We start from the raw sequence: 25,524 nt of genomic DNA on the forward strand, positions 1-25,524 counted from the left end.
CGCCGAGGGCATGAGCAAGAAAGAGATCATCCGCTGCCTCAAGCGCTACATCGCCCGAGACATCTACCGAGCCCTACTCACACCCCACGACCTCGAACTCGCCGCTTGACATCCATAGGAGCATCCCGTGAGTGGATATCGCGGTCCCGACCGCGATATCCACTCACGGGTCAGCGGTGCGGGCGCGGGACCAGCTCGACGTCCACCGGCCCGCCGCGGTCGTTGGCGGTCGTGACCGCGTCGTCGACGAGGTGGTGGTCGGGCGAGAGGTGGCACACCGGGTCGGTCGCCGCGGCGTCGCCGGTCAGCTGGAACGCCTGGCAACGGCACCCGCCGAGGTCGATCTCCTTGCGGTCGCAGCTCCGGCACGGGTCCTGCATCCAGTCGTTGCCGCGATAGGCGGTGAACAGCGGTGCCGACGTCCAGATGTCGGCGAGCGAGGCATCCCGCACCGAGGCCGGGGGGAGCGGCAGGGTCTGCGCGGCGGGACAGGGCAGTGCGTGCCCGTCCGGGGCGACGGTCAGCTGCCGCTGCGCCCAACCGCCCATGCACGGTTTGGGGTAGCGGCTGTAGTAGTCGGGCAGCACGTGCACGATCTCCATCCGGCCGGCCAGCCGGTCGCGGGCGGCGGTGACGATCTCCTCGGCCCGGTCCAGCTGCTCCCGGCTCGGTAGCAGCGCCTCCCGGTTCTTCCAGGCCCAGCCGTAGTACTGGGTGTTCGCCAGCTCCACCCGGTCGGCCTGCAGCTCCTCGACCAGGGTGACGATCTCGGCGACCCGGTCGATGTTCTGCCGGTGCAGCACCACGTTCACGGTCAGCGGCCAGCCGAGCTCGCGCACCAGCCGGCACGCCTCGATCTTGCGCTCGAACGAGCGGATGCCGGCGATCCGGTCGGACGTGGCCGGCTCGTCGGCCTGCACGCTGACCTGCACGTGGTCCAGCCCGGCCTCCCGGAGCCCGAGCGCCCGCGGCCGGGACAGCCCGATCGCGCTGGTCACCAGGTTGGTGTACATGCCCAGGTCGTTCGCGGTGCGGACCAGCTCGGGCAGGTCGCGGCGCAGCAGCGGCTCGCCCCCGGACAGGTGGCACTGCAGGACGCCGAGGTCGGCGGCCTCCGCGAACACCCGCTGCCAGTCCGAGGTGGACAGCTCGTCGTCGTAGCGGGCCAGCTCGATCGGGTTGGAGCAGTACGCGCAGGCCAGCGGGCAGCGGTAGGTGAGCTCGGCGAGCAGTCCGAACGGGCGCGGGGCGGTGCCGGTCATCGGACGGCCCCGCCCAGGTTCACCAGGTTCCGGGCCGCGAGCCGGGACAGGTAGTCCCGCACCTGCGCGGCGACGGTCTCCTCGTCGGCGCCCTCGTGCGTGGCGACCAGCTCGGCGACGATCTCGTCGACGGTGCGCGCGCCGTCGCACCGCGACAGCACGGCGTGCCCGGTCGCGTTCAGCACGACGACGGTCTCCGGGCCGAGCAGGACGTGCCCGCCGGTGGCGCGGTCCGGGCGCATCCGGACGTGCGTGCCCAGCCGGGGCCGGGCGTCGCCGGGGACGCGGGTCACCGTCTCACCCACGGCCGTCGCCCGGGTAGGCGTGCTCGATCGCGTCCATCATGGACCACAGGACGTCGCACTTGAACGACAGCGCGGCCTCCGCGGCGTCCCGCTGCTCCGGCGTCCGGCAGTGCTCGACGACGACCTCCAGCGCGTGCTCGGAGTCCCGTGGCGCCTGGAACAGCCGGTTGCGGAAGTACTGCAGGCCGTCCGGCTCGATCCAGGTGTAGTACCTCTCGAACGCGGCCAGCCGCTCGGCCATCAGGTCCGGGGCGAACAGCTCGGTCAGCGACGAGGCGACGGCCTCCACCCACGGCTTGGTCCGGGCGAAGGTGACGTAGGCGTCGACGGCGAACCGGACGCCCGGCTGCACGTGCCGGCGGTCGAGGATCTCCGCGCGGGTCAGCCCGCACGCCTCACCGAGCCGCAGCCACGCCTCGATCCCGCCGCTCGTCGGCCCGTCGGCGTCCGTGCCGTCGTGATCGGTGATCCGGCGGATCCAGCGCCGGCGCACGGTCACGTCCGGGCAGTTCGACAGGATCGCCGCGTCCTTGACCGGGATCGCCTCCTGGTAGGCGAACCGGTTCGCGACCCAGCCACGGATCTGGTCGGGGGACAGCGCGCCCTCGTTCATCCGCAGGTGAAACGGGTGCGCGCTGTGGTAGCTGCGGGCGTGCGCGCGCAGGCGCTCCACCAGCGCGGTGCCGGTGCCGCTCTCGATGCCGCCGTCGAGCTCGCGTTGGCCGTCCAGGGTTGCGCTCACCTCAGACCTCCAGGTCCAGTCCGTCGGTGCCGACCGTGAAGCCGGCCTTCTCGACCTCGGCGCGCTCGTCCGAGTCGTCCAGCAGGATCGGGTTCGTGTTGTTGATGTGCACGTAGACGACCCGGGGCAGGCCCAGCCGGGCCAGTGCCTCCAGGCTGCCACCGGAACCGCCCACGTGCAGGTGTCCCATGTCGTGCGCGGTCTTCGCGGCGAGCCCGAGCCTGGTCAGCTCGTCGTCGTGCCAGGTCGTGCCGTCGATCAGCAGCAGGTCCGCGCCGGCGAGCTCGTCGAGCACCGCGGGGGTCAGCTCCTGCACGCCGGGCAGGTACACGGCGACACTCCCGCTGCCGGCGTCGGTGAACCGGTACCCGACGACCCGTCCGCTCCCGGTGCCGATGCTCGTTCCGCCTGCGCTCCTCTCGGCGCCGATGCTCGTTCCGCCTGCGCTCCTCTCGGCGCCGATGCTCGTTCCGCCTGCGCTCCTCTCGGCGCCGATGCTCGTTCCGCCTGCGCTCCTCTCGGTCCCGAACCGGTCGTGCTTGCCGGTCGGCACGTCGAACGCCCGGTAGCGCAGCCCACCCAGGTCGTGCTCGACGCCGGGGTCGACGGGGGTCCAGTGCACCGGGCAGAACTTCTCGAGGGTGTCCAGCAACCCGGTGCCGGAGCGCAGCGTGCGCTCGGTCGCGGCGGTGGCGTGCAGGTGCACCCCACCGCCCTCGCGCAGCAGCACGAGCCCGAGGCTGTGGTCGATCTCGGCGTCGGTCAGCAGCACGCCCCGCAACGGCGTGCTGCGGTCCCCGGTGGGGTGCAGGTCCGGGGTGTCGGCGAGCTGGGTACGGACGTCCGGGGAGGCGTTGACCAGCCACCACTGCCGCCCGTCCGGGCTCACCGCGATCGACGACTGGGTGCGCGGTGTCGCCGGCCGGGTCCCGTCGCGCACCGCCCGGCATCCCGGACAACCGCAGTTCCATTGCGGGAACCCGCCACCGGCGGCCGATCCCAGCACCCGTATCCGCATCCCCGTCTCCTCTGCCGCACACGCCACAGGGGCGCCGGATCGCTCCGGCGCCCCTGGGCACTGCTCACCCCATCACGCCTCGGTGCGGGCGATGTACATCGTCACCTCGGGCGCGCACCCGATCTCTTCGAAATCGGGGGCCTCCCACTCGGTGATGCTCTCCACGGCGGACACCTCCTCTCCCCGTCTCGGGTCTGCCGTGTGCACGGATGGCCGGCCTCGGTGTTGCTGTTCCGGCCCTCGACCGCCGGGCCTCACGCCTCCGGCAGCGCGAAGCAGAACAGCGCGTCGCCCGCGGCGGCGCCGAGCAGGCCGGGCAGGAAGCCCTCGATCCAGCCGCCCCAGCCGGTCGGGACCGCGATGTACTGGCGGCCGTCCACACTGAACGTGCTGGGGCTCGAGTGGTGCCCGCTGCCGCACTGGAACGACCACAGCTTCTCGCCGGTCGCGGCGTCCAGGGCGACGAACTCACCGGTCGGGGTGCCCTGGAACACCAGGCCGCCCGCGGTGGTCAGCGTCGAGGCGCACATCGGGTACTCGTTGCGCCAGCGCCACTTCTCCTCCCCGGTCAGCGGGTCGACCGCGCTCACGAAGCCGTAGAAGTCCTCGATGTCCACGGCGACGCCCGCGCCCCAGTACGGGATCGACTCCCGGAACTCGCGACGCCGCCGGGTCGCCGTCGCCCCGACCTCCTGGACCGGGATGTAGATCAGCCCGGTCTGGGGGTTGTAGGACATGTGTGTCCATTCCTTGCCCCCGGCCGGCCCCGGCCAGAAGTGCACCGGGACGCCCTCCTCGTCCGGATAGACCTTGGGCGTGACCGTCCCGTCCGGGGCGATCTCACCCCAGGTGATCCGGTCGACGAACGGGAACACGCGGACCAGCTCGCCGTTGGTCCGGTCCAGGACGAAGAAGTACCCGTTCTTGTCCGCGTGCGCGAGCAGCTTGCGCCCGTTGGGGGCGTCGAACAGGAGGTTCTCCATCGTGGAGTCGTAGTCCCACAGGTCGTGCGGGGTGAACTGGTAGTGCCAGCGGATCTCGCCGGTGTTCACGTCCACCGCGACCGTGCTGTCGGTGTAGAGGTTGTCGCCCGGGCGCACGGCGCCGTCGAAGTCCGGCGCCGGGTTGCCCGTCCCCTGGAACAGGAGCTCCAGCTCCGGGTCGTAGGTCGGGGTGACCCAGCAGTTCGCCCCGCCGCGCTGCCACGCCTCACCGTCGTCGGGCCAGGTCTCGGACCCGGGCTCGCCGGGCTTGGGGACCATGTAGCGCCGCCAGCGCCGCTCCCCGGTCTGCGCGTCGAACGCGTCCAGGTGGCCGCGGACCCCGAACTCCCCGCCGGCGCTCCCGACGATGACCATGTCCTTCGCGATCAGCGGCGCGGCCGAGCCGCTCTCCCCGGCTCGCACGTCACCGTTGACGGTGTCCCAGACCTTCACACCGGTCGTCGCGTCGAGCGCGATGATGTGGGCGTTGAGCGTGTACATGTAGACCTTGCCGTGCCCGACGGCCACGCCCCGGTTCACGTTCCCGCAACACAGCGAGACGTCGTACGGGGAGTTGGCCTTGTACCGCCAGAGCTCCTCGCCGGTCTTCGCGTCGATGGCCCAGACCCGGCCGTCCGGGCCGGAGACGTACATGATGCCCTCGACGACGAGCGGCGAGGCCTCGAAGGAGTAGGTCGACGCGCCGGACTGCATGCCGACGGCGCCGGCCTGGAACACCCACGCCGGGCTCAGGCGCCTGACGGTGTCCTTGTTGATCTGGTCGAGCGTGCTGTAGCGCTGGCCGTCGTAGGTGCCGTAGTAGGTGAGCCAGTTCTCGGGCTCCGAGGTCGCGGCCCTGATGCGCTCGTAGTCCACGTTGGTGGTGGCCGGGGCGCTTCCCTTGACGTTGCTGAGCTGGGCGAACGGGATGGCCTCGCCGGCGTCGACGTAGTCGGTCATCTCTGCTCCTTCCTACGGACGCGGCTGCGCGGGACGGTCGAGCTTGGCGGAGTCCGGCACCTCTCCGCCGATGACGATGGCACCGGTCAGGCCGCGGCCCTCGTCGTTGCCGCTGGCGGAGCCGTACCAGTAGGTGCCGGGGCCATCCAGGGTGATCGAGGCCGTCCCCTTGGCGTGGTTGACCAACCAGATGAACTTCGGATCGCCGTTGTTGGGCAGCACCGCACAGTGGGTGTTCTTGTCGTCGTTGTAGAGGGTGAGCAGGAGGTTCCCGCCATGCGGGAGGATCAGGATCCCGGGGTCGTAGCAGAGGTAGTCCTCCGGGATCCGGATGTCGGCACGCATCGTGCCGTCGGCGTCCTCCTCCGCGTAGCCGATGCGCCCGGTCCCGAGCAGCCGGCCCAGCGCGGTCCGGTTCTGGCCGTCCAGGCCTGCGGCGGCGAACTCAGCCGCTCGATCACTTTCTGCCGTCGTCATTGACACATCCTCCCGAGCACAATTCGTCGGCGGGTTGGTGATCACTTTCACACCACCCGGGCGGGCCGTCAAGCCCACCGGTGTGTCATTTGGAGAACGCGATCACGAGTGCGGGACGTTCCTGCGTACCCCCCAAATGGGCCACGGCGGTGGGCGGTGCCCCGGCGGCCGTGGGGCGGCCGACCGGCGGGCCCGATCCGGGTGCCGGGACACCGCCCACTCGTCGTGCGGCGGTGCCGGTCCGGGTGGGTCGCGGGTCCCGTGTCCGCGGGTCGTCGGCGCGCTCTCGCTGGTCGCGGGGTGTGCAACAGGGGGAGGATCGCCCGCTCGCGCGCGGGCGGGTGCCGATCCGGCCGGCCCTCGCCCGGCCGCCGGGCGCGTGGCGACGACGCCGGCCCGGGGTGGCTGTGGCGCCGGCCCGGCCGTGGGTCATGTCATGATCGACACTGCCTGTTCCGGGAGGTTTCCGGGATGGCGAACAATGACTCTACTCGGCCGTGCGCCGAGTGTCGGGATCGCTCTTGTCCGGCGTTTCCGCGGAACTGATAGACATCATTTCCGAGACAATTCCGTGCCGGCCCGGTGATCGTGACGGCGCGGGCGGTGTGGTCGCCGCCGACGGGTGCCCCGGTGCTGTGACGTGCGGGTGGACGGTATGCGGGCGATCACTCGGTCGCGCTCCGGCCGGTGTGGGCGGCGCGCGGCCGCCGGTTCTCGGCACCGGAGCCCGGCCACGGTGCGACATTCTCGCCGGGGTGAGGGGCACGGCGACCCGAAACGAAACACGTGTTTCTTCAGGCGCTGTTCGGCCCTCGGGTCCGGGCGTTCCGGCTCGGCCACGGCGGCCCGGCAGCGGGTCCGGCGAGCCGGTGCCGTACCTGCGCCCGATGATCGCCTCGACCGGGGCGAGAACGGACGAACCGGACCGGCTCGTCGTGCCGTGCCGCCGATCCGACCGACCTGACCATCGGGACAGGTGCCCACGTCACCGGCACCACCCGCGGCACGCGGCAGCGCCCGCCCCGGACGTGCGGGACGGGCGCTGCCGTGCGGACGCGGCGCGACGCCGCGCGGGATCACCAGAACTTGATGCCGGCCGCCTTGAGCCGGCGCTTGTGCTGCTTCACCGCGCTCTCGATCGCGTCGGCGGAGATGAGGTCCCCCCAGACCTTCGCGGCCGTCTCACCCTCCTCGAGCAGCCCGTCCGCCTCGGGGCCGCCGAGCGCGGCGCTCTGCACCACGCGCGAGCCGAACCCGATGTGCCAGCGCTCGTCGCGCAGGACCAGCTCCATCCCCTTGCGCAATCCCGGCAACTCGACCGACGGGCTCCCGAGCGCGTCGAGCATCGCGTGCTGTCCCGCCAGCAGGACCACACCCTCGATCACCATGTGGTAGAGCCCGACCGCGCCGGTCAGGCCCTCGTGGTCGGTGGCGAGCCGGCGGGCGGTGTCCGGGAGCCGGTGCTCGAACAGGTCGACCAGCTCGCTGCTGACGTGCGTACGCAGGGCGTGCTGCCGGTCCGCGGGGTTCGCCCCCGGGACGCCGACGACCTCGGCGGTGACCAGGTCGAAGAAGCGGGCGTGCCGCGCCTCGTCGCGAGCCTGCGCACGGAAGGTGGCCTCCATGGTCTCGTCCCGCGCCGCCGCCTGGTATGCCCCGAGCTCGCCCGCCACCGAGGTCTCGGCGATGCAGAACCCGGCGATCAGGCCGAGGAGCTGGGTGGTCTCGGCATCGGTGAGCTGCGGCCACGCCGCACGGTCGGCCGAGAAGTCGATCTCGCGCTCGTCCCACTGCAGCGACTCGGCGAGCTGCACGAAGTGGCTGTACCCGGCGATCATCGTCATCGGTCCCTCACATCCCCGGGAACTCTTCGCCCGGCTGCAGCTCGCGGAAGTCCGACTTGCTGGCCCCGCAGATCGGGCACATCCAGTCGTCGGGGATCTCCTCGAACGGCGTCCCCGGCTCGATGCCGCTGTCCGGGTCGCCCTCCTCGGGGTCGTAGATGAAGCCGCACGGCTCGCAGAACCACCTCGTGGCCCGTGGCCCGGCCTCGGCCAGCCCGACGCTCATGTCCCGGCCACCCCCGGCCCGGCCGGGAGGGCCTCGAGCCCGGCGCGGGCCGGCGACCCGGCCATGTCGGCGGGCCGGTCGACGGCGGGCCGGGAACTCGGCCCGAGCGGTTCGTGGCCGCCGTGCACGACGGCCTTCTCACACGTGGTCATGTGCCTCCTCAGGCTCCTTCGCCTGACGTGCCGGCCTTCCGGACCGGGGTTGCGCCGGTCCCTGGCCGAAGGGGCGATCCCCTGTGCCCAAGGGAGCCACACCGGGTCCGGGACCGCAAGGGGACCGGGCCGTGTGGGCCGCGGTCCGGGTGCGCCGTCCGGGTGGCCCCGTGGACCGCCCACGACCGGGTGGCCCCGTGGACCGGGAGGTCGCGCCGGGACGCGGGCGGGGCAGGATGAGACGATCATGTTCGACATCGCGCTCGCGTTCGTCTCCTTCGCGGTACCGGTCGTGTCCCTGCTCCTCGCGGTCGGCGGCTGCCTGCTCGTACGGCGCCGCATCCGCCGGGATCCGCGACGGCTGAGCAACGCCTACTGGCTGCTCGCCGCGGCGCTGCTCGTCGGCAACGCCGCAGCCACGCTGGGGTTCGTCGGTAGCAATCCGGTGCTGGCGACCGGACTCGTCCTGACGCTCGCCTCACCGCTGATCGCGCTCGTCTTCGCCGGGTTCCTGCTCCTCAACGGGGCCGTCATGCTGCGCCGTGAACGGGTGAGCCCGGGCAACTCGCTGTCCCTGCTCGGCGGGGTTCTGGTCGTGGTGCTGCTGGCGGCGGCCGTTCCGGTGCTGCTGGCCGACGCATCGTGGCTGAGGGCGCTGTGGTTGCTGTGCGCGCTGGCGGCCTTCTTCCTCGCCTTCCAGTTCGTGGCGTTCCTGCTCTACGCGCGGCTGTACCAGTGGCTGGTGCGGGACCGTCCGGCCGACTGGGTGGTGGTGCTCGGTTCCGGCCTGCGCGGCAGCGAGGTCCCGCCGCTGCTGGCCTCCAGGATCACGGTCGGGATGGCCGAGTTCGCCCGCCGCGACGCCCAGGTGCTGGTCCTGTCCGGCGGGAAGGGGAGTGACGAGCAGCTCGCGGAGGGGGAGGCGATGAGCCGGTGGGCCGTCGCGCACGGCGCCGATCCCGCCGCGCTGCGGGCGGAGACCGGGTCCCGCACCACGGAACAGAACCTGCGGTTCAGCGACGCGCTGGTGCGGACCGAGCGGAGCTCCGGAGAGCTTCCCGGGAGCGCCGGAGCCGGACTGATCGTCACCAGCAACTACCACGCGTTCCGCGCGGCCGTGCTCGCCCGCAGGCTCGGCGTCGACGCCCAGGCCGTCGGCGCTCCGACGGCCGGCTACTACTGGCCGAGTGCCGTGCTCCGGGAGTTCGTCGCCGTCCTGCGTGAGAACCGCGTCCTGGTGGCGGTCCTGCTGCTCCTGGTGTCGATCCCGGTGCCCGCCGCCATCCTGGTGGTCGCCTGACCCGATCCTGTCCGGACGATCAGGCGCCGAGGGCGTCGCGCAGGAACCGGACCTGCAGCAGGAGCAGGTTCTCCGCCACGACCTCCTGCGGCGTCATGTGCGTGACCCCGGACAGCGGCAGCACCTGGTGCGCGCGGCCGGCCGCGAGCAGTGCCGAGGACAGCCGCAGCGTGTGCGCGGCGACGACGTTGTCGTCGGCCAGGCCGTGCACGATCATCAGCGGCCGGTGCGGGCGCTGTTCGGTGGGCGGGACCGCAGCATCATCGACGATGGACGATCGGCGGTACGGCTCGCCGCCCGGCATCTCGAGGTAGCGCTCGGTGTAGTGGGTGTCGTAGAGCGCCCAGTCGGTCACCGGTGCCCCCGCGACGCCCGCGTGGAACACGTCCGGGCGGCGCAGCACCGCCAGCGCCGCCAGGTACCCGCCGAACGACCAGCCACGGATCCCGACCCGGGTCAGGTCCAGGTCCGGGTACTGCTCGGCGGCCGCGTGCAGGGCGTCGACCTGGTCGTCGAGCACCGGCCCGGCGAGGTCACCGTGGATCGCCCGCTCGAACTCCGGCCCGCGCCCGGGGGACCCGCGGCCGTCGGTGACCAGCACCGCGAAGCCCTGGTCGGCGAACCAGCGGCTGGTCAGGTGCGCGTTGCGGGAGCGCAGGACGCGCTGCGAGTGCGGCCCGCCGTACGGGTCGAGCAGCACCGGCACCTTCGCGCCCGGCACCTGCCCGGACGGCAGCAGCACCGCGCTGCGCAGCTCCCGCTCGCCGAGCACGTGCAGCGCGACCGCGGGGGAGAAACCGGGATCCAGGGCGTGCCCGGCGACCGCGTGCTGGGCTCCCTCCGCGGTGACCAGCACCGCGTGCGGTGCGGTCTCCAGGTCCTGCGAGATCCGCACCAGGGTGCCGCCGGCGGCGACGCCGGAGTGCAGGCCCGTGACCGGGGACAGCGCCTCGGGTGCGTCGCCCGGGGTGACCCGGTACAGCCCGACCGATGTCGGCTCGACCGACGCCCGGAACAGCACGGTCTCGTCCTCGATCCCGAGGACCTCGCGGACCTGCAGGTCCGGCCCGGTCAGCACCTCGTCATCGGCGAACAGCCGGCGGGCACCGCCCGAGTCCGCGGCCCGGATGAGCGCCCCGGACGCCGTGCGCGCCGGGACACCGGGGACGTTCTCCACCCACACCGGGTCGGTCTCGGCATGCAGCACGGTCGTCGCGCCGGTGCCGGGGTCCACGGCCAGCGTGCGCAGCTCGCGCTGGTCGCGGGGCTGGACCGACAGCAGCGGGCCGCGGGAGTCCCAGCCGGCGGTGGCCACGTACTCGAAGGCCTCGGCGTCCCGGACGATCGGGGTGCGGTCCCCAGCGACGGTCACGATCTCCAGCTGCACCCGGGCGTTCGGGGTGCCGGCGGCCGGGTAGCGGACCGCGGCGGGCTCCCGGTCCGGGTGGGCCGGGTCGGCGATGTGCCAGCGCGCGACCGGGGACTCGTCGACCCGCGCGACCAGCAGCGCGTCGCCGTCCGGGGACCACCAGAACCCGCGGGTCCGGCCCATCTCCTCGGCCGCGGCGAAGTCGGCCAGGCCGAACGAGACGTCGTCCTCGCCGGGCTCCGGGCCGACCAGACGGGTGGTGCGCCCGGACGCGAGACCGTGCAGGTGCAGCGCCCGGTCCGCGACGAACGCGACCCGGGTCCCGGTCGGGTCGATCCGCGGATCGACCACGGCCTCCACGTCGCCGACGTCCAGCGGGCGCGGGTCCGGGTCGCCGACCAGCGACGCCGTGAACGGCCGCCCGGACAGCGCGAACACCGCCCGCTCGCCTGCGGCGTCCACCGTGTACCCGACGACGCCACCGGCCTGCTCGCGCACCCGTTCCCGCCGCGCCCGCTCGGCGGCCGGGAGATCCTCCTCGCCGGGCAGCCCGGGCAGCGTCGCGGGGTCCACCAGCAGCCGCTCCGCGCCGGTCACCGCATCGATCGACCACAGGCAGGTCACCGGGTCGGTACCGGACCGGCTGCGCAGGAACGTCGCGCGCGAGCCGTCCGGGGCGATCGCGAAGCCGCGCGGGACGCCGAGCGAGAACCGGCGGGTGCGGGCGTGCAGGCGGGGGAACCAGTCGCGGGTCTCGGTCACCCGCCGGACGCTATCCGACCCGGTCCCGACGACCGGGCGGCGTCCCGCCGACGCTTTCCCTGCCAAACGTACGGTTGATACGGTCGGCCGGTGCCGATCACCGGGGACACCGTCGGGAGCCGCGTCGCGGCCGCGGCGCGGGACACGCCCTGGCTCGTCGCCGGGGAACCGACCTCGGCGGCGGCGCTCGACGCCGCCGCGGACCGGGTCGCCGGCGGGCTGCTGGGCACCGGCCTGGAACCCGGGGAGCACGTCTGCCTGCTGCTTCGGACCTCGCCCACCGCGCTCGTCACCTGGTTCGCGCTGGCCCGGGCCGGTCTGGTCGAGGTACCGCTGAACACCGCCACCCGCGGCGGGCTGCTCGCCCACCTGCTGGAGCACTCCGGAGCCCGGGTGGTGGTCGCCGACGCCGATCTCGCGCCGCTGGTGCTGGCCGCGCGGCCGCCGTCGGTGACCCGGGTGATCGTGCACGGTGGCGACCCGCCGCCGGACCCGCCGCCGGGCGTCACGGTGTCCCGGTGGGCGGAGCTGGCCGTGGCGGCGCCGCCGGAACGGCAGGTCGCCGTCGACCCGGACGACACGACGGTCGTCCTCTACACCTCCGGCACGACCGGCCCGCCGAAGGGCGTGCGGCTCTCGCACCGGGCAAACCTCGCGCTGGCCGAGCACACCGTGGACCTGATGTCCTACACCGCCGCGGACCGGCTGTACTCGGTGTTCCCGCTGTTCCACTCGAACGCCCGGTTCTGCTCGGTGCTGCCCGCACTGCTCACCGGGGCCGGCCTGGTGCTCGACGCCCGCTTCTCGGCGAGCGGGTTCTGGGACACCTGCCGCACCCACGGGATCACCGCGTTCAACTTCCAGGGCGCGATGCTCACCCTGCTGCACCAGCGCCCCGAGACCCCGGCCGACGCGGACAACCCGGTCCGCGCCGGGTTCGGCGCGCCCTGCCCGCCGGAGGTCACGCCGTCGTTCGAGCGCCGGTTCGGCGTCGAGCTGACCGAGGTCTACGGCAGCACCGAGGTGTCGATCGTCTGCCAGGCCCGCCCGCACGAGCGGCGGCCCGGCTCGGCGGGGCGGGAGTCGCCGCTCTACCACTGCCGGGTCGTCGACGACCGCGGCGATCCGGTGCCGTCCGGGGTCTCCGGCGAGATCGTGGCCCGCCCCAAGCGGGCCGGGCTGATGTTCTCCGGCTACCACGCGATGCCCGACGCGACCGTCCGCGCGTGGCGCGACCTGTGGTTCCGCACCGGCGACCGCGGCCGGATGGACGGCGACGGCCACCTGTACTTCCTCGACCGGCTCTCGGACTCGATCCGCCGCCGCGGCGAGAACGTGTCGTCCTGGGAGATCGAGCGCGCGCTGGTCGCGCTGCCCGACGTCGCGGCCGCCGCCGCGTACGGGATCGCCTCGGCACTGTCCGAGGAGGACGTGATGGTCGCGGTGGTCCCGGCGCAGGAGGCCCGGATCGACCCGGCGGACCTGGTGGGGCGGCTGCGCGAGGCGGTCAGCGGGTTCGCGCTGCCGCGCTACGTCCGGGTCGTCGACGCGCTGCCGCTCACCCCGAGCCAGCGCACCGAGAAGTACCGGCTGCGCGCCGAGGGGGTCACGCCGGAGACCTGGGACCGGGAGGCGGAGCGGGATGAGCGGTGACCGGCTGGTGGTGACGACCCCGCGGGAGGGCGTCGCGCTGGTGACGATGGACCGGCCGGGGAAGCTGAACGCGATGGACCCGGCGTTCTTCGCGGAGCTGACCGCGCTGGGTGCGCGGCTCGGGGACGGTGACGGGATCCGGGCGGCCGTGCTCACCGGTGCGGGCCGGGCGTTCTCCGCGGGCGGGGACATCGACTCGTTCCACGACCTCGACGGCGACCCGGCCCGGGCCCGGGCGCACCTGAAGCGGGTCTACGACGCGTTCTGCGCGGTCGAGCGGTGCTCCGTGCCGGTCGTCGCCGCGGTGAACGGGATCGCGCACGGCGGCGGCACCGAGCTCACCCTGGCCTGTGACGTGGCGCTGGCCGGGCAATCGGCGACGTTCGCGTTCCGGGAGCCGACGGTCGGGCTGATGCCCGGCTGGGGAGTGGTGCGCGGGCCCGAGGTGATGGGCCGGCACTGGACCCGGCTGCTCGCGCTGACCGGGCGGGTGATCGACGCCGGCACCGCGGAGCGGGCCGGGCTGGTCCAGCAGGTCGTGGCCGACGACGAGCTGCTCGGCGCCGCGCTGGACCTCGCGGGTGAGATGGCCGCGCTGCCCGCCCCGGCGGTGCAGGTGGCGAAGGCGTTCGTGAACCGGGACGCGGTCGGCGGGTTCGCCGAGTCGGTCGAGGCCACCGCGCTGCTGTTCGGTACCCCGGAGCACCGCGACGCCGTCGCCGCGTTCCGGGCCGCGCACGGCCGGTGAGGCCGGTCCGGTCCGCCGGGGTCCGACCCGCCGGCCGGGGCCACGGCCGTACCGGGAGCCGGCGCGGCTCAGCCGGGCTCGGCGACCGTGCGGGTCCGTTTCCGGGCCGGTCGGGCGACGGGGGCGGGCCGGCCGCCGGCCTCCTCGCACCCGCGCGCGGCCAGCCGGTCCGCCCGCTCGTTCTCCGGGTGCCCGCTGTGGCCCTTCACCCAGAACCAGGAGACCTCGTGACGCCGCACGGCGGCGTCGAGCTCGCGCCACAGGTCGTCGTTCTTCACCGGCTCGCCGGCCGCGGTGCGCCAGCCGCGGGACCGCCAGCGCGGCAGCCACTGGGTGATCCCGTTCCGGACGTAGGTGGAGTCGGTGTGCAGGTGCACCACCGACCGGCGGGTCAGGCACTCCAGCGCCCGGATGGTGGCGGTGAGCTCCATCCGGTTGTTCGTCGTGCTCGACGGCTCGCCGCCGTGCAGCTCGCGTTCGTGCGTGCCGTAGCGCAGCACCGCACCCCAGCCACCGGGACCGGGGTTCGGCACGCAGGCGCCGTCGGTGAAGATCTCCACGACCGCCGTCACGGGCCGTGACGTTAGCGTCCTAGTAGAGCCGGAACGACGCCCGGGCCGCCTCGAAGCCGTGACCGCTGCCCGCGTCCCGGCACTCGACACCGCTGCGCCGGCTGGCGCAGGTGACGTCGCCGCGCGTCAGGTGGGTGTCGTAGTCCAGCTCCGACCCGCCGGTCGGGTCGGCCGGGGCGCCGCCGCAGCTCGCCCGGGCGCCGCCCGCGCCCCCGACGACCAGCCCCTCGCCGGACCCGTCCGCGCAGTCCGGGTCGGCGGGCGGGGTCCAGCTGCGGGACGCGACGTCGCAGCGGGTGCCGTCCTCGTCCATCCGGCAGCTGATGTTGCCCGACGGGCTGCGGAACTCCGGGACGGCGCCGAACGCGGCCGGGTCGGCCGCAGTGGTGCCGGCCACCAGGTCGGCCGGTACCGGCGCGGCCGGGGCGGACCGCGGGGTGACCCCGGCGTCGTCCGTGCCGCCGGCGCCGGTGTAGGTGGCGGCGGCGACGCCGATGGCCATCAGGAGGGTCAGGCCGACCGCGAACGCCGCCCGGTGCGGGACGGGCGTGCCGGCGCCCAGCCCACCGGCCACGGCGCCGATCCGGCCGGTGAGCCCGGCGAGCGAGGGCCATCGCCGGTTCGGGCCCGCCCCCGGCTCCGCGGTCCCGCCCGGGTACACCGCCGGGACCGGCGCCGGCGGGATCGCCGGCCACGGCATCGGCGGCGTGTGCGGGCCCGGGTGCAGCCCGGGCACCGGCTCGGCACCGGGTGCGGCGCTGGTGGGACGGGGCGCGGGCCTACGGGGCGCCGGAACCGTCGCACCGGCGGCCGTCCCGTCGTCCCCGCGCCCGGCGAAGTCCCGGGACGCGTCGCTCCCGTCCGTGGCCCGGTGCGCGGCGCCGTCTCGGGGCAGCGGCACCGAGGGGTGCACGAGGACGGCGGCCGGCTGGTGGCCGTTCCGGGGAACCGTGGCATCGGTGGGCTCGGGCGGCTCACCGCCCCGATCGGAACGGCGGCGGTACGGGTCGTCGGCGTGGGGAGCGCTCATCGGAGCGGGACGCTAGGTGGGCATCGTCGACCGCACAGCGCCCGTTCGGCCTAGGCACGGCGGCCGGTCCCTCTGTGACGCTGACCGACAGTGACCGCCGTCGAGCGGTGGGTCCCGTCGGGAGCGGGGCCGCGGCACATCGCGCGTGCCGGCCCGGTCGTCGAGCACCGGCGTGCGAACCTGGCCGGGTGAGCCAGGCCCTGTACGAGGTGACGGTCAACGCGCTGCTCGACCGTGACCGCCCGCTCACCCCCGAGGAGTGGGACGCCGCCGCGGCCCGGGTCGGGGCCGCTCGCGCGCCACTGCTGCTGGCCGAGCTCGACGACGCCGGGCTCCTGTCCGCGGACCTGCTCCCGGTGGCGGTGCGGGCCGCGTGGGACGGCGCCGACCGCCCGGACGAGCGGCTGCATCCGGACCGCTGGGCGGAGTTGTTCGTCGACGCGGGCCTGCCGGGCCCGCGCTGACCGGCCGCGGTTCCGGCCTTCGGCGGCCCGCTCGTCACCCGACGGTCACCGGACCTCAACCCGGGCGACCGACGTGCCGGTCACCCTGGAGTCATGAGCGAGAGCAGTACCGCACACGCGACGACGACGTGGCCACACCCGGCGAGCGACGCGGCGAGGACCGCCGGCCGCTGGGCCGCGGACGACACCGACTCGACCCAGCGCCACGCGGACCACCGACCCCCCCCCCGCTGACCCACCCCACCCCAGCCGCCGCCCACCCCCTGCCCGCCGTCCCTGCGCGGAGAACGCGCACGAGACCCGGGAACGCGCACCCGATCGGGCGCGCGTTCTCCGATGTCGTGCGCGTCCGGCGTCGTGGCAGGGGCTCGACGCGGGCGGAGGCCGGCATCTGCTCCCCGGCACGACCCGCACGAGGGTGGGCCCGGGCTCGTCGTCGCGGCCGGCTCCGCGGCGACCACCGGTCGCTGCGGCACGCACTGGCCGGTACCGAGACCGGCGGAGCCGGTGACGACCCCTGGTCGTCCCTCAGCTCCGCGCTCGGCCACGTCCGGGCCGGGGACTCTCGGCCGCCCGCGACGCCCTGCACTCGGCGCGCGCCTGCCGACCCGCCGAGGACTCCGCGGAGCTCGCGGTGCTCCGCGGAGTCGCCGAGCAGCTCTACGCCGGTACCCCGGAGCGGCGCCGGTCGCGGGCGGACGACGGTGGCGGGCAAGCCGAGCGACACGTTGCACCCGCGGACCGAGCGGAGCATCTGAAGCAGGCTGGACTGGAGCGGAGGACGTCGTGAGCGGGAATGTCGCCGTGGTCGAGCGCGACGAGCCCGGTGGTTACAGCTCCTGGAGCCCTGAGCTGCCTGGTTGCGTCGCTGCAGCGGGTGACTACGACACGTGTCTTCAGTCGATGACCGAGGCCGTACAACGACACGTCGAGGGTCTGCGAGCGGACGGCGTACCGGTCCCGGAGCCAACCGCGCTGGCAGCGGTGATCGTCCCCGCGGCCTGATGCTGTCGTTCGAACGCTGCGGTCGGTCTGGGGAGGGTAAGTGGTGACCGTATGAAACGCTTACCTTGTGAGTTCATCACGGCGGACCCTTGACTGGCCGGCTTTCCTCGGTGAGGCGTTGCCGGGCTGCCTCACCGAGGTCGGGATAGCCGAAGGTGAACGTCAGGTCATTATTGGGGACATCGAACGTCGAGCGCTGGACTACGCTGCCAGCGGTAAGGCAGCGCGGCGATTGCTGCGAGCTCCGTTCCTGGACGACGTCGCGCAGTTCTTGCCAGATGAGGCGCCGATCGGTTCGAAGGCGGACACGGCGGTAGTTGTTCGAAACAGTGTGCTGGAGACTGCTCACTCTCGGGGGCCGGTCGACGGCGGTATGCTCGCTCGGATCACATATCTGGCGACTGGCGCCCTGAACCGATGGCTCAACCACAACGCGGACCAGGACGAGGCCGCGCCCCCTGCTGGTGTGTTCTCGTCGGTAGTCGAGTCACGTCGGGCTTGTGCGGCATTTCGTGCGATGGCGCTCGCGGCCGGGTCCGGTGGGAGGAAGGCGATCCGCGGGCCATCCGTTGGGCATGCTCCGCCGCGACTCTCCGACGTCGAGCATGGCGCCACGCCGCCGGCAGAGCTGGATGATGATGTGGCATGGCTCGGGCGTCAGGTGCGTTGTGGGCTCGATCCTGTCGATGACGACCTCTTGCAAATGTTGGGCAGCATTGAGACTGGCGCCAGCGAAATTCTGGTCACGAGTTCGCTGTCGCGATACAACCGCGGCAGTACTCGCTTGGCTCGAGTTCTCGAATTCGTCCTCGGTCATGGTGGCGCCGTTCTCACCACGAATTTCCTCATCCGTCCCCGCGAGGTATTCGCACGCCGCGCCCCCTTCCTCGGGGCGAACTCGGAGGAGCCGCTGGCACAATTGTCGACGGATCGCTTGTCAGGCCTCCACGCCCGCTACGTGCGTGATGTACTGGAGCAGCTCGGCTCAGCGGGAGACAGGTGATCGCCCGCGGATCCCGCGCGGCTACCAGCCGCGGCCCTTCCACTCGGACAGCTTCGGCCGCTCGTCGCCGATCGTCGAGTCGTCACCGTGGCCCGGGTAGAACCAGGTGTCGTCGCCCAGCTTGTCGAACACCCGCGACTCCAGGTCCCCGACGAGCTGGTGGAAGTCCCCCTCGGACCAGGTCTTGCCCGGCCCGCCCGGGAACAGGCTGTCGCCGGTGAACAGGTGCGGCCGGTCCTCGCCGCGGTAGAGCAGCGCGATCGAGCCCGGCGTGTGCCCGCGCAGGTGGATCACCTCCAGCTCGAGCTCCCCGAACGCGATCCGGTCCCCGTGCTCGACGAACTCGTCCATCGGTGCCGGCAGCTCGGGCGCATCGACCGGGTGCGCGATCAGCCGCGGCTCGAACATGCCGGCGACCGCGCCGAGCGCCTGCCAGTGGTCCGGGTGCCGGTGCGTGGTGACCAGGTGCCGCAGGTCCGGTCGCTCGGCGGTGGCGCCGATCAGGTCGGCGAGCCGGTTCGGCTCGGCGGCCGCGTCGACCAGCAGGGCCTCGCCGCTGGCCTTGCACACGAGCAGGTAGGCGTTGTTGTCCATCTCGCCGACCGAGAGCTTGGTGATGCTCAGCCGGTCCAGGTCGCGGCGCGTCGCCGCCCCGCCGGGGTCGGTGTGACCGGTGTAGTTCTCCAGGACGTCCACGGCCGGGAGCGTATCGGCCGGGTCCGACATCCGCTGGGGTGAACCCGCCGGTCGCGCGGACCCGCCCGCTCGCGGTGCGGTGGTGCGCGCCCCGGCCACGATCTCGAACATGCGTACGAGTATCATCGCTGCGGCACCGCGCGGCGCGGGCGGCGGCGCATCCACCGAGGAGGACCTGCGGGTACCCCCGGTCGACGGGTTCTTGTCGGTGGTCGCGCCTAGCATCGGGCCGGACGCGGAGACACCCTTCCCGGCCGGCGGAGTCCGGCCGCGGGAAGGTTCCGATCGCTGTGGGCGTCACCGGGTCCGTCCGGACCCCGACCCCGCCATCCCAGGAGGCGCGCATCGTGAGCGACCCGAGCACCGACCGCCGTGATCCCGGCACCGCCCTGTCGCCGGGTGCGTCGCCGGTCCCCAGCGGTCCGCGGCTGGTCGTGCGCGGTGCGCGCGAGCACAACCTGCAGGGCGTGGACATCGACCTGCCCCGGGACAGCATGATCGTGTTCACCGGTCTCTCCGGCTCCGGCAAGTCCAGCCTGGCCTTCGATACGATCTTCGCCGAGGGGCAGCGCCGGTACGTCGAGTCGCTCTCGGCGTACGCCCGGCAGTTCCTCGGCCAGATGGACAAGCCGGACGTCGACTTCATCGAGGGGCTGTCCCCGGCGGTCTCGATCGACCAGAAGTCGACCAACCGCAACCCGCGGTCCACCGTCGGCACGATCACCGAGATCCACGACTACCTGCGCCTGCTCTACGCACGCGCCGGCATCCCGCACTGCCCGACCTGCGGGCACGTGATCGAGAAGCAGACCCCGCAGCAGATCGTCGACCAGGTCCTGGAGATGGAGCAGGGCAGTCGGTTCCAGGTCCTCGCGCCGGTGGTGCGGACCCGCAAGGGCGAGTTCGTCGACCTGTTCTCCACGCTGCAGTCCCAGGGGTACTCCCGGGCGCTGGTCGACGGTGTCGTGCACCAGCTGTCCGACCCGCCGACGCTGAAGAAGCAGGAGAAGCACGACATCTCCGTCGTGGTCGACCGGCTGTCGGTGAAGGCGACCGCCAAGCAGCGGCTCACCGACTCGGTGGAGACCGCGCTGCGGCTGGCGGACGGGTTGGTCGTGCTGGACTTCGTGGACCTGCCGGAGAACGACCCGGAGCGGGAGCGCCGGTTCTCCGAGCGGATGGCCTGCCCGAACGGGCACGTCCTCGGCGTCACCGAGATGGAGCCCCGCACGTTCTCCTTCAACGGTCCCTACGGCGCCTGCCCGGCCTGCACCGGCCTCGGCATCAAGAAGGAGGTCGACCCGGAGCTGGTCGTCCCGGACCCGGAGCGGTCGCTGGAGGAGGGCGCGATCGCGCCGTGGTCGTCCGGGCACAACGCCGAGTACTTCGGCCGGCTGCTGTCCGGGCTCGCCCAGGCGGTCGGGTTCCGGATGGACACCCCCTGGCGGAAGCTGCCCGCCACCGCCCAGAAGGCGGTGCTGCAGGGCAGCGAGGACCAGGTGCACGTGCGCTACCGCAACCGCTACGGTCGCGAGCGCTCGTACTACGCCAACTTCGAGGGCGTCATGCCGTTCCTGGAGCGGCGCCTGGAGCAGACCGAGTCCGAGTCGCAGCGCGAGCGCTACGAGGGCTACATGCGGGACATCCCGTGCCCGGCCTGCGGTGGTGCCCGGCTGCGCCCCGAGGTCCTCTCGGTCACGTTGCCGCACAAGGACCTGGGGGAGCGGTCGATCGCCCAGGTCTCCGCGATGTCGGTGGCCGAGTGCGCGGACTTCCTCAACGGCATGGTGCTCGACGACCGCCAGGCCATGATCGCCGGCGCGGTGCTCAAGGAGGTCCGGGCCCGGCTCGGCTTCCTGCTCGACGTCGGGCTGGAGTACCTGTCCCTTGACCGGGCCGCCGGAACCCTGTCCGGTGGCGAGGCGCAGCGGATCCGGCTGGCCACCCAGATCGGGTCCGGCCTGGTCGGCGTCCTCTACGTGCTCGACGAGCCCTCGATCGGGCTGCACCAGCGGGACAACCGGCGCCTGATCGAGACCCTGACCCGGCTCAAGGAGCTGGGGAACACCCTGATCGTCGTCGAGCACGACGAGGACACCATCCGCGCCTGCGACTGGGCGGTCGACATCGGCCCGGGCGCCGGTGAGCACGGTGGGCACATCGTGCACTCGGGAACGGTCGCCGACCTTGAGTCGCACGACACGTCGCTGACCGGGGCCTACCTGTCCGGCCGGCGCTCGATCCCGTTGCCGCAGCGCCGCGAGCTCGATCCGGGCAGGGCGCTGACCGTGGTCGGGGCCCGCGAGCACAACCTGCGCGGGATCGACGTCGACATCCCGCTCGGCGGGATGATCTCGGTGACCGGGGTGTCCGGCTCGGGCAAGTCGACGCTGATCAACGACATCCTCGCGACCACGCTGGCGAACCGGCTCAACGGGGCCCGGCAGGTCCCCGGCCGGCACACCCGGATCAACGGCGTCGACGAGGTGGACAAGCTGGTGCGGGTCGACCAGTCGCCGATCGGCCGGACCCCGCGGTCCAACCCGGCCACCTACACCGGGGTCTGGGACAAGGTCCGCAAGCTGTTCGCCGCGACCACCGAGGCGAAGGTCCGTGGCTACGCCGAGGGCCGGTTCTCGTTCAACGTCAAGGGCGGGCGGTGCGAGGCGTGCACCGGCGACGGCACGATCAAGATCGAGATGAACTTCCTGCCGGACGTCTACGTCCCGTGCGAGGTCTGCAAGGGCGCCCGGTACAACCGGGAGACCCTGGAGGTGCACTACAAGGGCAAGACCGTCTCCGACGTCCTGGACATGCCGATCGAGGAGGCGGCCGAGTTCTTCGCCCCGATCACGTCGATCAGCCGGTACCTGCGGACCCTGGTCGACGTCGGGCTCGGGTACGTGCGACTGGGCCAGCCGGCACCGACGCTGTCCGGTGGCGAGGCGCAGCGGGTCAAGCTCGCCAGCGAGCTGCAGAAGCGCAGCAACGGCCGGACCGTCTACATCCTGGACGAGCCGACCACCGGCCTGCACTTCGAGGACATCCGCAAGCTGCTCGCGGTGATCCAGGGGCTGGTCGACAAGGGCAACACGGTGATCGTCATCGAGCACAACCTGGACGTCATCAAGACCTCGGACTGGATCATCGACATGGGGCCGGAGGGCGGCGCGGGCGGCGGGACGGTCGTCGCGCAGGGCACGCCGGAGCAGGTCGCGGCGCACTCGGAGAGCCACACCGGACGGTTCCTGCACGACCTGGTGACCCCGGACGACTCGCCGGTGCGCCCGCGTCGCACGTCGAAGACCGCGGGCTCCGGCGGTGCGGCCGGAGCCACGACGACGCGGCGGCGGAGCCGGGCGGCTGCGGCGAGCTGAGAACGCCGCCGGACGAGCACGCGGTGCGAACCGGTGGTGTCAGCCCGTCCGGACCGCGGTGGGTGCCGGGCGCCGGACCGTGCTGTAGAGGAATAGGGCACGGCGCCGGGCCATCGCGGCGTAGCTGCCGACCACACCGGCCACCCGGTCCCGGCGGCGGATCCCGGCCGCCGGGTTCGCGATCAACCGGCGGGTGAACTCCCGCTGGGTCGTGAGCTGCTCCCGGCTGGTCGCCGCGGACGCCGAGCCGGGGTGCACCCGGAAGCTCGCCGCTGTCGCCCGGTCGCCGTGCATCCTGCCCCGCGCGAGCAGCCGGACCCACAGGTCGAGATCCATCGTGAACTCCAGGTCGTCCCTGAACCCGCCGACCGCCTCGAAGTCCGCCCGCCGGAACGTGCCGGCGACCGGCGGACCGATCGGGTTACCGCCGTGCCGGACCACGGCCCGGGAGACGTCGGTGGCCGACCGGGTGCCGAGCACCGAGCGGGGCAGGTGCCTGCCGCGGAACAGCACCCGGTCGTCGGCGTCGATCATGTCGGTCCGGCCGACGGCCAGTGCCAGCGACCGGTCCGCGCGCAGCGCCGCGAGCTGGGTGCGCAGCGCCCCCGGTGCCAGCATGTCGTCGGCGCAGAGGAGTTTCACGAACTCGCCGCGGGCCAGGCCGACGACGTGGGCCCAGTTCTCGGCGAGCGGGACGGTGTCCTCGGCACGTTCGAGCCGGATCCGCGGGTCGTCGAAACCGCGCACGACGTCCGCGGAGCCGTCGGTGCTGCCGTTGTCCCGGACGACCAGCTCGAGCCCGTCCACGTCCTGGTCCAGCACGCTGCGGACAGCCCGCTCCAGGTAGACTCCGCCCTGGTAGACGGGGACGCAGACGGACACCGTGGGGGATCGGTCCTCGTGCGATGCAGGTGCCACCGCTCGCTCCTCTCACCTCCGGACGAGCCGGACGTCGGCGGCCGAACCGGATCATGCGATCCGATCGCCGGAGCAGGGCAGGCCACCCTGTCGCCGCGAAACGTTCGGACGATGGTGGCAGACGGCGTGCGGCCCGCGCCCGGCGGTGCCGTCCCCGCCGCCGGACGCGCGGCGGGGCGGGCCCGGGGACACCCCGGGTCGACCTGCTACCCTCGGGAATGCGACCACCCGGGACCGCGTTGAGGCGTGTGTTCCGGGCGTCAAGTGGAGCCCCGCTCCCACCCGCGCCGTGATCGTAACGGTGTGCGGGTCCATGGTCCGGCCGTCCGGCATCTGTGTGCCGTCGGTCGATCAACGGGTCTTCGCTTGTCGTCGCCGGCGCAACAGCAGCGGCAGACAACCGAGACATCAGGAGACCCCATCAGCACAGAGCCCCGCATCAACGACCGCATCCGCGTGCCCGAGGTCCGCCTCGTCGGCCCGAACGGAGAGCAGGTCGGGATCGTGCGCATCGAGGACGCCCTGCGCCTGGCCCAGGACGCCGACCTCGACCTCGTCGAAGTGGCCGGCCAGGCCCGGCCGCCGGTCTGCAAGCTCATGGACTACGGCAAGTTCAAGTACGAGAGCGCGCAGAAGGCCCGGGAGTCCCGGCGCAACCAGCAGGCCACCGTGATCAAGGAGCAGAAGCTCCGGCCGAAGATCGACAAGCACGACTACGAGACGAAGCGCGGGCACGTCCGGCGCTTCCTCGAGGGCGGCAACAAGGTCAAGGTCACGATTATGTTCCGTGGTCGCGAGCAGTCGCGTCCCGAGCTGGGCTACCGGCTGCTCCAGCGCCTCGCCGAGGACATCGGCGACATCGCCGTGGTCGAGGCCGCACCGAAGCAGGACGGTCGCAACATGACGATGGTCGTGGCGCCGACCAAGAAGCCGACCCCGCGCAAGTCCGCGGCAGCGGCCACCGCCGACGCCTCGGCGGAAGCCGAGGCGTAAGGGGTCGGCCGCCCTCCGCCGGGTGACCGACGGAGGGCGGCGGACCGCAGTACCCCGAACCGACCCCCGGTCCGCCGGGGGCCGACACCGAACGGATACCTCATGCCCAAGAACAAGACGCACAAGGGAACCGCGAAGCGGGTCCGCACCACCGGCAGTGGCAAGCTGATGCGCCAGCAGGCCGGCCTGCGGCACCGGCTGGAGGTCAAGTCCCGCAAGGAGAAGCGCGACCTCTCGGGTCTCGTCGACGTCGCCAAGCCGGACCAGAAGCGCGTCAAGAAGCTGCTCGGCCGCTGAGCCTCCCGGCTCGCGCCACGTGACCCCGCGGCGGCCCGTCCCCCTCGGCCGCCGACCCCACCCCAGACGACAAGGACAGACCCATGGCACGCGTGAAGCGCGCGGTGAACGCCCAGAAGAAGCGTCGCACCACGCTGGAGTCGGCCGCCGGCTACCGCGGGCAGCGTTCGCGGCTGTACCGCAAGGCCAAGGAGCAGGCGCTCCACTCCATGACCTACGCCTACCGGGACCGTCGCCAGCGCAAGGGCGACTTCCGGCAGCTGTGGATCACCCGGATCAACGCCGCGGCCCGCGCGAACGACATGACCTACAACCGGTTCATCCAGGGCCTCAAGGCCGCCGGCGTGGAGGTCGACCGCAAGAACCTGGCCGAGATCGCGGTCAGCGACCCGGCCGCGTTCACCGCGCTGGTCACGGTCGCCAAGCAGAACCTGCCGGCCGGCCCCGAGCAGGGCTCCTCCGCGGCCTGAGCGTGACCCACGCTTCCGCGCGCGAGACGCGCAGCGCCGAGCGGCGTTCCGCGAGCTCCACGCCCGGTACCGAGCGCACCCCGCGCGTCGCGGCGGCCCGAAAGCTGCTGCGCCGCGCCGGGCGCGATCGGGCCGGGCGTTTTCTCGTGGAGGGGGCCCAGGCCGTCCGGGAGGCGCTGGACGCCGGACCCGTGCACGAGCTGTTCGTCACCGACGTCGCGGCGGACCGGAACCCGGAGCTGCTCGCCGTCGCCCGCGACCACGGGGTCCCGGTGGTCCCGGTGACCGGGAAGGCCGCGGCCGCGCTGTCCGAGACCGTCACACCGCAGGGTCTGGTCGCGGTCTGCGACCTGCTCGACGTCCCGGTGACGACGGCGCTGGCCGGTACCCCGACCTTCGTCACGGTCTGTGCCGGGATCGCCGACCCCGGCAACGTCGGCACCGTGGTCCGGGTCGCCGACGCCGCCGGCTGCGACGCCGTGCTGCTCGCCGGGGACACCGTCGACCCGCACAACGGCAAGGCCGTGCGGGCGTCCACCGGCAGCGTGTTCCACCTGCCGCTGGCCCGGGACCGGGACGCCGCCGGGGTGCTCGCCGCCTGCCGCGACGCCGGCCTGGTCACCCTGGTCGCCGACGGCGGCGGCGAGCGGGACCTGCACGACCCGGACACCGCCGCGCTGCTCGCCGGCCCGGTCACCTGGGTGCTGGGCAGCGAGGCGCACGGCCCCGGACCGGAGGTGCTGGCCGCGGCCGACCACCGGGTCCGGGTGCCGATCCACGGTCGAGCCGAGTCGCTGAACCTGGCCACCGCGGCCGCGGTCTGCCTGTACGCCACCGTGGCCGCGCGGGCGTGAGCGAGGCTCGCCGAGCGGACCACTGGCGCTGAGCGCCCGGACCG

The 25,524-nt window shown here is 73.1% G+C and carries 26 protein-coding genes; 11 read left to right on the forward strand and 15 right to left on the reverse strand.

Features of this window, described 5'->3' with window-relative positions:
- Positions 1–170: 170 nt before the first annotated feature.
- The 10 genes from pqqE to ACLFMI_RS25880 all read right to left on the reverse strand — a co-directional run bounded on the left by pqqE (position 171) and on the right by ACLFMI_RS25880 (position 7,969).
- Complete coding sequence (gene pqqE / locus ACLFMI_RS25835) at positions 171–1,262, reverse strand: pyrroloquinoline quinone biosynthesis protein PqqE (protein WP_410950567.1); 1,092 nt, start codon at positions 1,260–1,262, stop codon at positions 171–173.
- A complete protein-coding gene (gene pqqD / locus ACLFMI_RS25840; protein WP_410950568.1) occupies positions 1,259–1,555 on the reverse strand; it encodes a pyrroloquinoline quinone biosynthesis peptide chaperone PqqD in 297 nt (98 codons plus the stop codon). The genes pqqE and pqqD overlap by 4 nt, the downstream gene beginning before the upstream one ends.
- Before the next feature lie 4 nt (positions 1,556–1,559).
- Positions 1,560–2,309, reverse strand: coding sequence for a pyrroloquinoline-quinone synthase PqqC (pqqC, locus tag ACLFMI_RS25845; protein WP_410950569.1), 750 nt, complete (start codon positions 2,307–2,309; stop codon positions 1,560–1,562).
- Position 2,310: 1 nt separating this feature from the next.
- Positions 2,311–3,327 carry a pyrroloquinoline quinone biosynthesis protein PqqB gene (locus ACLFMI_RS25850; protein WP_410950570.1) on the reverse strand — a complete coding sequence of 339 codons (1,017 nt, stop codon included), beginning with the start codon at positions 3,325–3,327 and terminating at the stop codon, positions 2,311–2,313.
- A 72-nt stretch (positions 3,328–3,399) separates the two neighbouring features.
- Positions 3,400–3,492, reverse strand: a complete 93-nt coding sequence (pqqA, locus tag ACLFMI_RS25855) for a pyrroloquinoline quinone precursor peptide PqqA (protein WP_410950571.1) — start codon at positions 3,490–3,492, stop codon at positions 3,400–3,402.
- 89 nt (positions 3,493–3,581) lie between these two features.
- Complete coding sequence (locus ACLFMI_RS25860) at positions 3,582–5,270, reverse strand: PQQ-dependent dehydrogenase, methanol/ethanol family (protein ID WP_410950572.1); 1,689 nt, start codon at positions 5,268–5,270, stop codon at positions 3,582–3,584.
- A gap of 12 nt (positions 5,271–5,282) precedes the next feature.
- Positions 5,283–5,747 (reverse strand): MSMEG_3727 family PQQ-associated protein, encoded by a 465-nt coding sequence (locus ACLFMI_RS25865; protein WP_410950573.1) that lies wholly within the window; start codon positions 5,745–5,747, stop codon positions 5,283–5,285.
- Positions 5,748–6,823: 1,076 nt separating this feature from the next.
- Positions 6,824–7,591: a ribonucleotide-diphosphate reductase subunit beta gene (locus ACLFMI_RS25870; RefSeq protein ID WP_410950574.1), complete on the reverse strand. Its 768-nt coding sequence runs from the start codon at positions 7,589–7,591 to the stop codon at positions 6,824–6,826.
- Between the two features lie 7 nt (positions 7,592–7,598).
- Positions 7,599–7,817, reverse strand: a complete 219-nt coding sequence (locus ACLFMI_RS25875) for a rubredoxin (RefSeq protein ID WP_410950575.1) — start codon at positions 7,815–7,817, stop codon at positions 7,599–7,601.
- Entirely contained in the window at positions 7,814–7,969 is a 156-nt protein-coding gene (locus tag ACLFMI_RS25880) for a hypothetical protein (RefSeq protein ID WP_410950576.1), read from the reverse strand. The genes ACLFMI_RS25875 and ACLFMI_RS25880 overlap by 4 nt, the downstream gene beginning before the upstream one ends.
- Positions 7,970–8,216: 247 nt before the next feature.
- Between ACLFMI_RS25880 and ACLFMI_RS25885 the strand changes: the two genes are divergently transcribed.
- The gene (locus ACLFMI_RS25885; protein WP_410950577.1) at positions 8,217–9,269 is read left to right on the forward strand and encodes a YdcF family protein; all 1,053 of its coding nucleotides are present in this window, start codon (positions 8,217–8,219) and stop codon (positions 9,267–9,269) included.
- A gap of 19 nt (positions 9,270–9,288) precedes the next feature.
- On the opposite strand, the gene ACLFMI_RS25890 is transcribed toward ACLFMI_RS25885, so the two are convergent.
- Positions 9,289–11,400, reverse strand: coding sequence for a prolyl oligopeptidase family serine peptidase (locus tag ACLFMI_RS25890; protein ID WP_410950578.1), 2,112 nt, complete (start codon positions 11,398–11,400; stop codon positions 9,289–9,291).
- Positions 11,401–11,490: 90 nt separating this feature from the next.
- On the opposite strand from ACLFMI_RS25890, the gene ACLFMI_RS25895 reads away from it, so the two are divergent.
- Complete coding sequence (locus ACLFMI_RS25895) at positions 11,491–13,053, forward strand: AMP-binding protein (RefSeq protein ID WP_410950579.1); 1,563 nt, start codon at positions 11,491–11,493, stop codon at positions 13,051–13,053.
- Complete coding sequence (locus ACLFMI_RS25900) at positions 13,043–13,801, forward strand: enoyl-CoA hydratase/isomerase family protein (RefSeq protein ID WP_410950580.1); 759 nt, start codon at positions 13,043–13,045, stop codon at positions 13,799–13,801. Before ACLFMI_RS25895 ends, ACLFMI_RS25900 begins: the two co-directional genes overlap by 11 nt.
- A gap of 68 nt (positions 13,802–13,869) precedes the next feature.
- Here the strand turns inward: ACLFMI_RS25900 and rnhA are convergent, their stop codons facing one another.
- The gene (rnhA, locus tag ACLFMI_RS25905; RefSeq protein WP_410950581.1) at positions 13,870–14,373 is read right to left on the reverse strand and encodes a ribonuclease HI; all 504 of its coding nucleotides are present in this window, start codon (positions 14,371–14,373) and stop codon (positions 13,870–13,872) included.
- A 19-nt stretch (positions 14,374–14,392) separates the two neighbouring features.
- Positions 14,393–15,403 carry a hypothetical protein gene (locus tag ACLFMI_RS25910; protein ID WP_410950582.1) on the reverse strand — a complete coding sequence of 337 codons (1,011 nt, stop codon included), beginning with the start codon at positions 15,401–15,403 and terminating at the stop codon, positions 14,393–14,395.
- 188 nt (positions 15,404–15,591) lie between these two features.
- Here ACLFMI_RS25910 and ACLFMI_RS25915 point away from each other — a divergent pair, with 188 nt between their 5' ends.
- From ACLFMI_RS25915 to ACLFMI_RS25925, 3 genes are all read left to right on the forward strand, one after another.
- Complete coding sequence (locus tag ACLFMI_RS25915; RefSeq protein ID WP_410950583.1) at positions 15,592–15,867, forward strand: hypothetical protein; 276 nt, start codon at positions 15,592–15,594, stop codon at positions 15,865–15,867.
- A 336-nt stretch (positions 15,868–16,203) separates the two neighbouring features.
- Entirely contained in the window at positions 16,204–16,872 is a 669-nt protein-coding gene (locus ACLFMI_RS25920) for a type II toxin-antitoxin system HicB family antitoxin (RefSeq protein WP_410950584.1), read from the forward strand.
- 67 nt (positions 16,873–16,939) lie between these two features.
- Positions 16,940–17,875, forward strand: coding sequence for a hypothetical protein (locus ACLFMI_RS25925; protein WP_410950585.1), 936 nt, complete (start codon positions 16,940–16,942; stop codon positions 17,873–17,875).
- A gap of 21 nt (positions 17,876–17,896) precedes the next feature.
- Here the strand turns inward: ACLFMI_RS25925 and ACLFMI_RS25930 are convergent, their stop codons facing one another.
- Positions 17,897–18,571, reverse strand: a complete 675-nt coding sequence (locus ACLFMI_RS25930) for an MBL fold metallo-hydrolase (protein ID WP_410950586.1) — start codon at positions 18,569–18,571, stop codon at positions 17,897–17,899.
- Positions 18,572–18,960: 389 nt separating this feature from the next.
- On the opposite strand from ACLFMI_RS25930, the gene uvrA reads away from it, so the two are divergent.
- Positions 18,961–21,948 (forward strand): excinuclease ABC subunit UvrA, encoded by a 2,988-nt coding sequence (gene uvrA / locus ACLFMI_RS25935; protein ID WP_410950603.1) that lies wholly within the window; start codon positions 18,961–18,963, stop codon positions 21,946–21,948.
- 39 nt (positions 21,949–21,987) lie between these two features.
- Here the strand turns inward: uvrA and ACLFMI_RS25940 are convergent, their stop codons facing one another.
- Positions 21,988–22,866 carry a glycosyltransferase gene (locus tag ACLFMI_RS25940; protein WP_410950587.1) on the reverse strand — a complete coding sequence of 293 codons (879 nt, stop codon included), beginning with the start codon at positions 22,864–22,866 and terminating at the stop codon, positions 21,988–21,990.
- Between the two features lie 366 nt (positions 22,867–23,232).
- On the opposite strand from ACLFMI_RS25940, the gene infC reads away from it, so the two are divergent.
- The 4 genes from infC (at position 23,233) to ACLFMI_RS25960 (ending at position 25,480) form a co-directional block, all read left to right on the forward strand.
- Complete coding sequence (gene infC / locus ACLFMI_RS25945) at positions 23,233–23,859, forward strand: translation initiation factor IF-3 (RefSeq protein WP_410950588.1); 627 nt, start codon at positions 23,233–23,235, stop codon at positions 23,857–23,859.
- Positions 23,860–23,961: 102 nt separating this feature from the next.
- Positions 23,962–24,156 (forward strand): 50S ribosomal protein L35, encoded by a 195-nt coding sequence (rpmI, locus tag ACLFMI_RS25950; RefSeq protein ID WP_410950589.1) that lies wholly within the window; start codon positions 23,962–23,964, stop codon positions 24,154–24,156.
- Positions 24,157–24,239: 83 nt separating this feature from the next.
- Positions 24,240–24,626, forward strand: a complete 387-nt coding sequence (gene rplT, locus ACLFMI_RS25955; RefSeq protein ID WP_410950590.1) for a 50S ribosomal protein L20 — start codon at positions 24,240–24,242, stop codon at positions 24,624–24,626.
- Positions 24,627–24,628: 2 nt separating this feature from the next.
- Positions 24,629–25,480, forward strand: a complete 852-nt coding sequence (locus tag ACLFMI_RS25960) for a TrmH family RNA methyltransferase (protein ID WP_410950591.1) — start codon at positions 24,629–24,631, stop codon at positions 25,478–25,480.
- The last annotated feature ends 44 nt before the right edge of the window (positions 25,481–25,524 follow it).

Origin of the sequence: Pseudonocardia nantongensis (assembly GCF_046546495.1) — a bacterium.
Lineage (GTDB): Bacteria > Actinomycetota > Actinomycetes > Mycobacteriales > Pseudonocardiaceae > Pseudonocardia > Pseudonocardia nantongensis.

What these genes read in the sequence shown, in the direction of transcription:
- pqqE (WP_410950567.1), bottom strand. Translation starts at nt 1,262, where the DNA reads ATGACCGGCACCGCCCCGCGCCCGTTCGGACTGCTCGCCGAGCTCACC.
- ACLFMI_RS25850 (WP_410950570.1), bottom strand. Translation starts at nt 3,327, where the DNA reads ATGCGGATACGGGTGCTGGGATCGGCCGCCGGTGGCGGGTTCCCGCAA.
- ACLFMI_RS25860 (WP_410950572.1), bottom strand. Translation starts at nt 5,270, where the DNA reads ATGACCGACTACGTCGACGCCGGCGAGGCCATCCCGTTCGCCCAGCTC.
- ACLFMI_RS25865 (WP_410950573.1), bottom strand. Translation starts at nt 5,747, where the DNA reads ATGACGACGGCAGAAAGTGATCGAGCGGCTGAGTTCGCCGCCGCAGGC.
- ACLFMI_RS25870 (WP_410950574.1), bottom strand. Translation starts at nt 7,591, where the DNA reads ATGACGATGATCGCCGGGTACAGCCACTTCGTGCAGCTCGCCGAGTCG.
- ACLFMI_RS25875 (WP_410950575.1), bottom strand. Translation starts at nt 7,817, where the DNA reads ATGAGCGTCGGGCTGGCCGAGGCCGGGCCACGGGCCACGAGGTGGTTC.
- ACLFMI_RS25880 (WP_410950576.1), bottom strand. Translation starts at nt 7,969, where the DNA reads ATGACCACGTGTGAGAAGGCCGTCGTGCACGGCGGCCACGAACCGCTC.
- ACLFMI_RS25885 (WP_410950577.1), top strand. Translation starts at nt 8,217, where the DNA reads ATGTTCGACATCGCGCTCGCGTTCGTCTCCTTCGCGGTACCGGTCGTG.
- ACLFMI_RS25900 (WP_410950580.1), top strand. Translation starts at nt 13,043, where the DNA reads ATGAGCGGTGACCGGCTGGTGGTGACGACCCCGCGGGAGGGCGTCGCG.
- ACLFMI_RS25910 (WP_410950582.1), bottom strand. Translation starts at nt 15,403, where the DNA reads ATGAGCGCTCCCCACGCCGACGACCCGTACCGCCGCCGTTCCGATCGG.
- ACLFMI_RS25920 (WP_410950584.1), top strand. Translation starts at nt 16,204, where the DNA reads ATGTCGTGCGCGTCCGGCGTCGTGGCAGGGGCTCGACGCGGGCGGAGG.
- rpmI (WP_410950589.1), top strand. Translation starts at nt 23,962, where the DNA reads ATGCCCAAGAACAAGACGCACAAGGGAACCGCGAAGCGGGTCCGCACC.
- rplT (WP_410950590.1), top strand. Translation starts at nt 24,240, where the DNA reads ATGGCACGCGTGAAGCGCGCGGTGAACGCCCAGAAGAAGCGTCGCACC.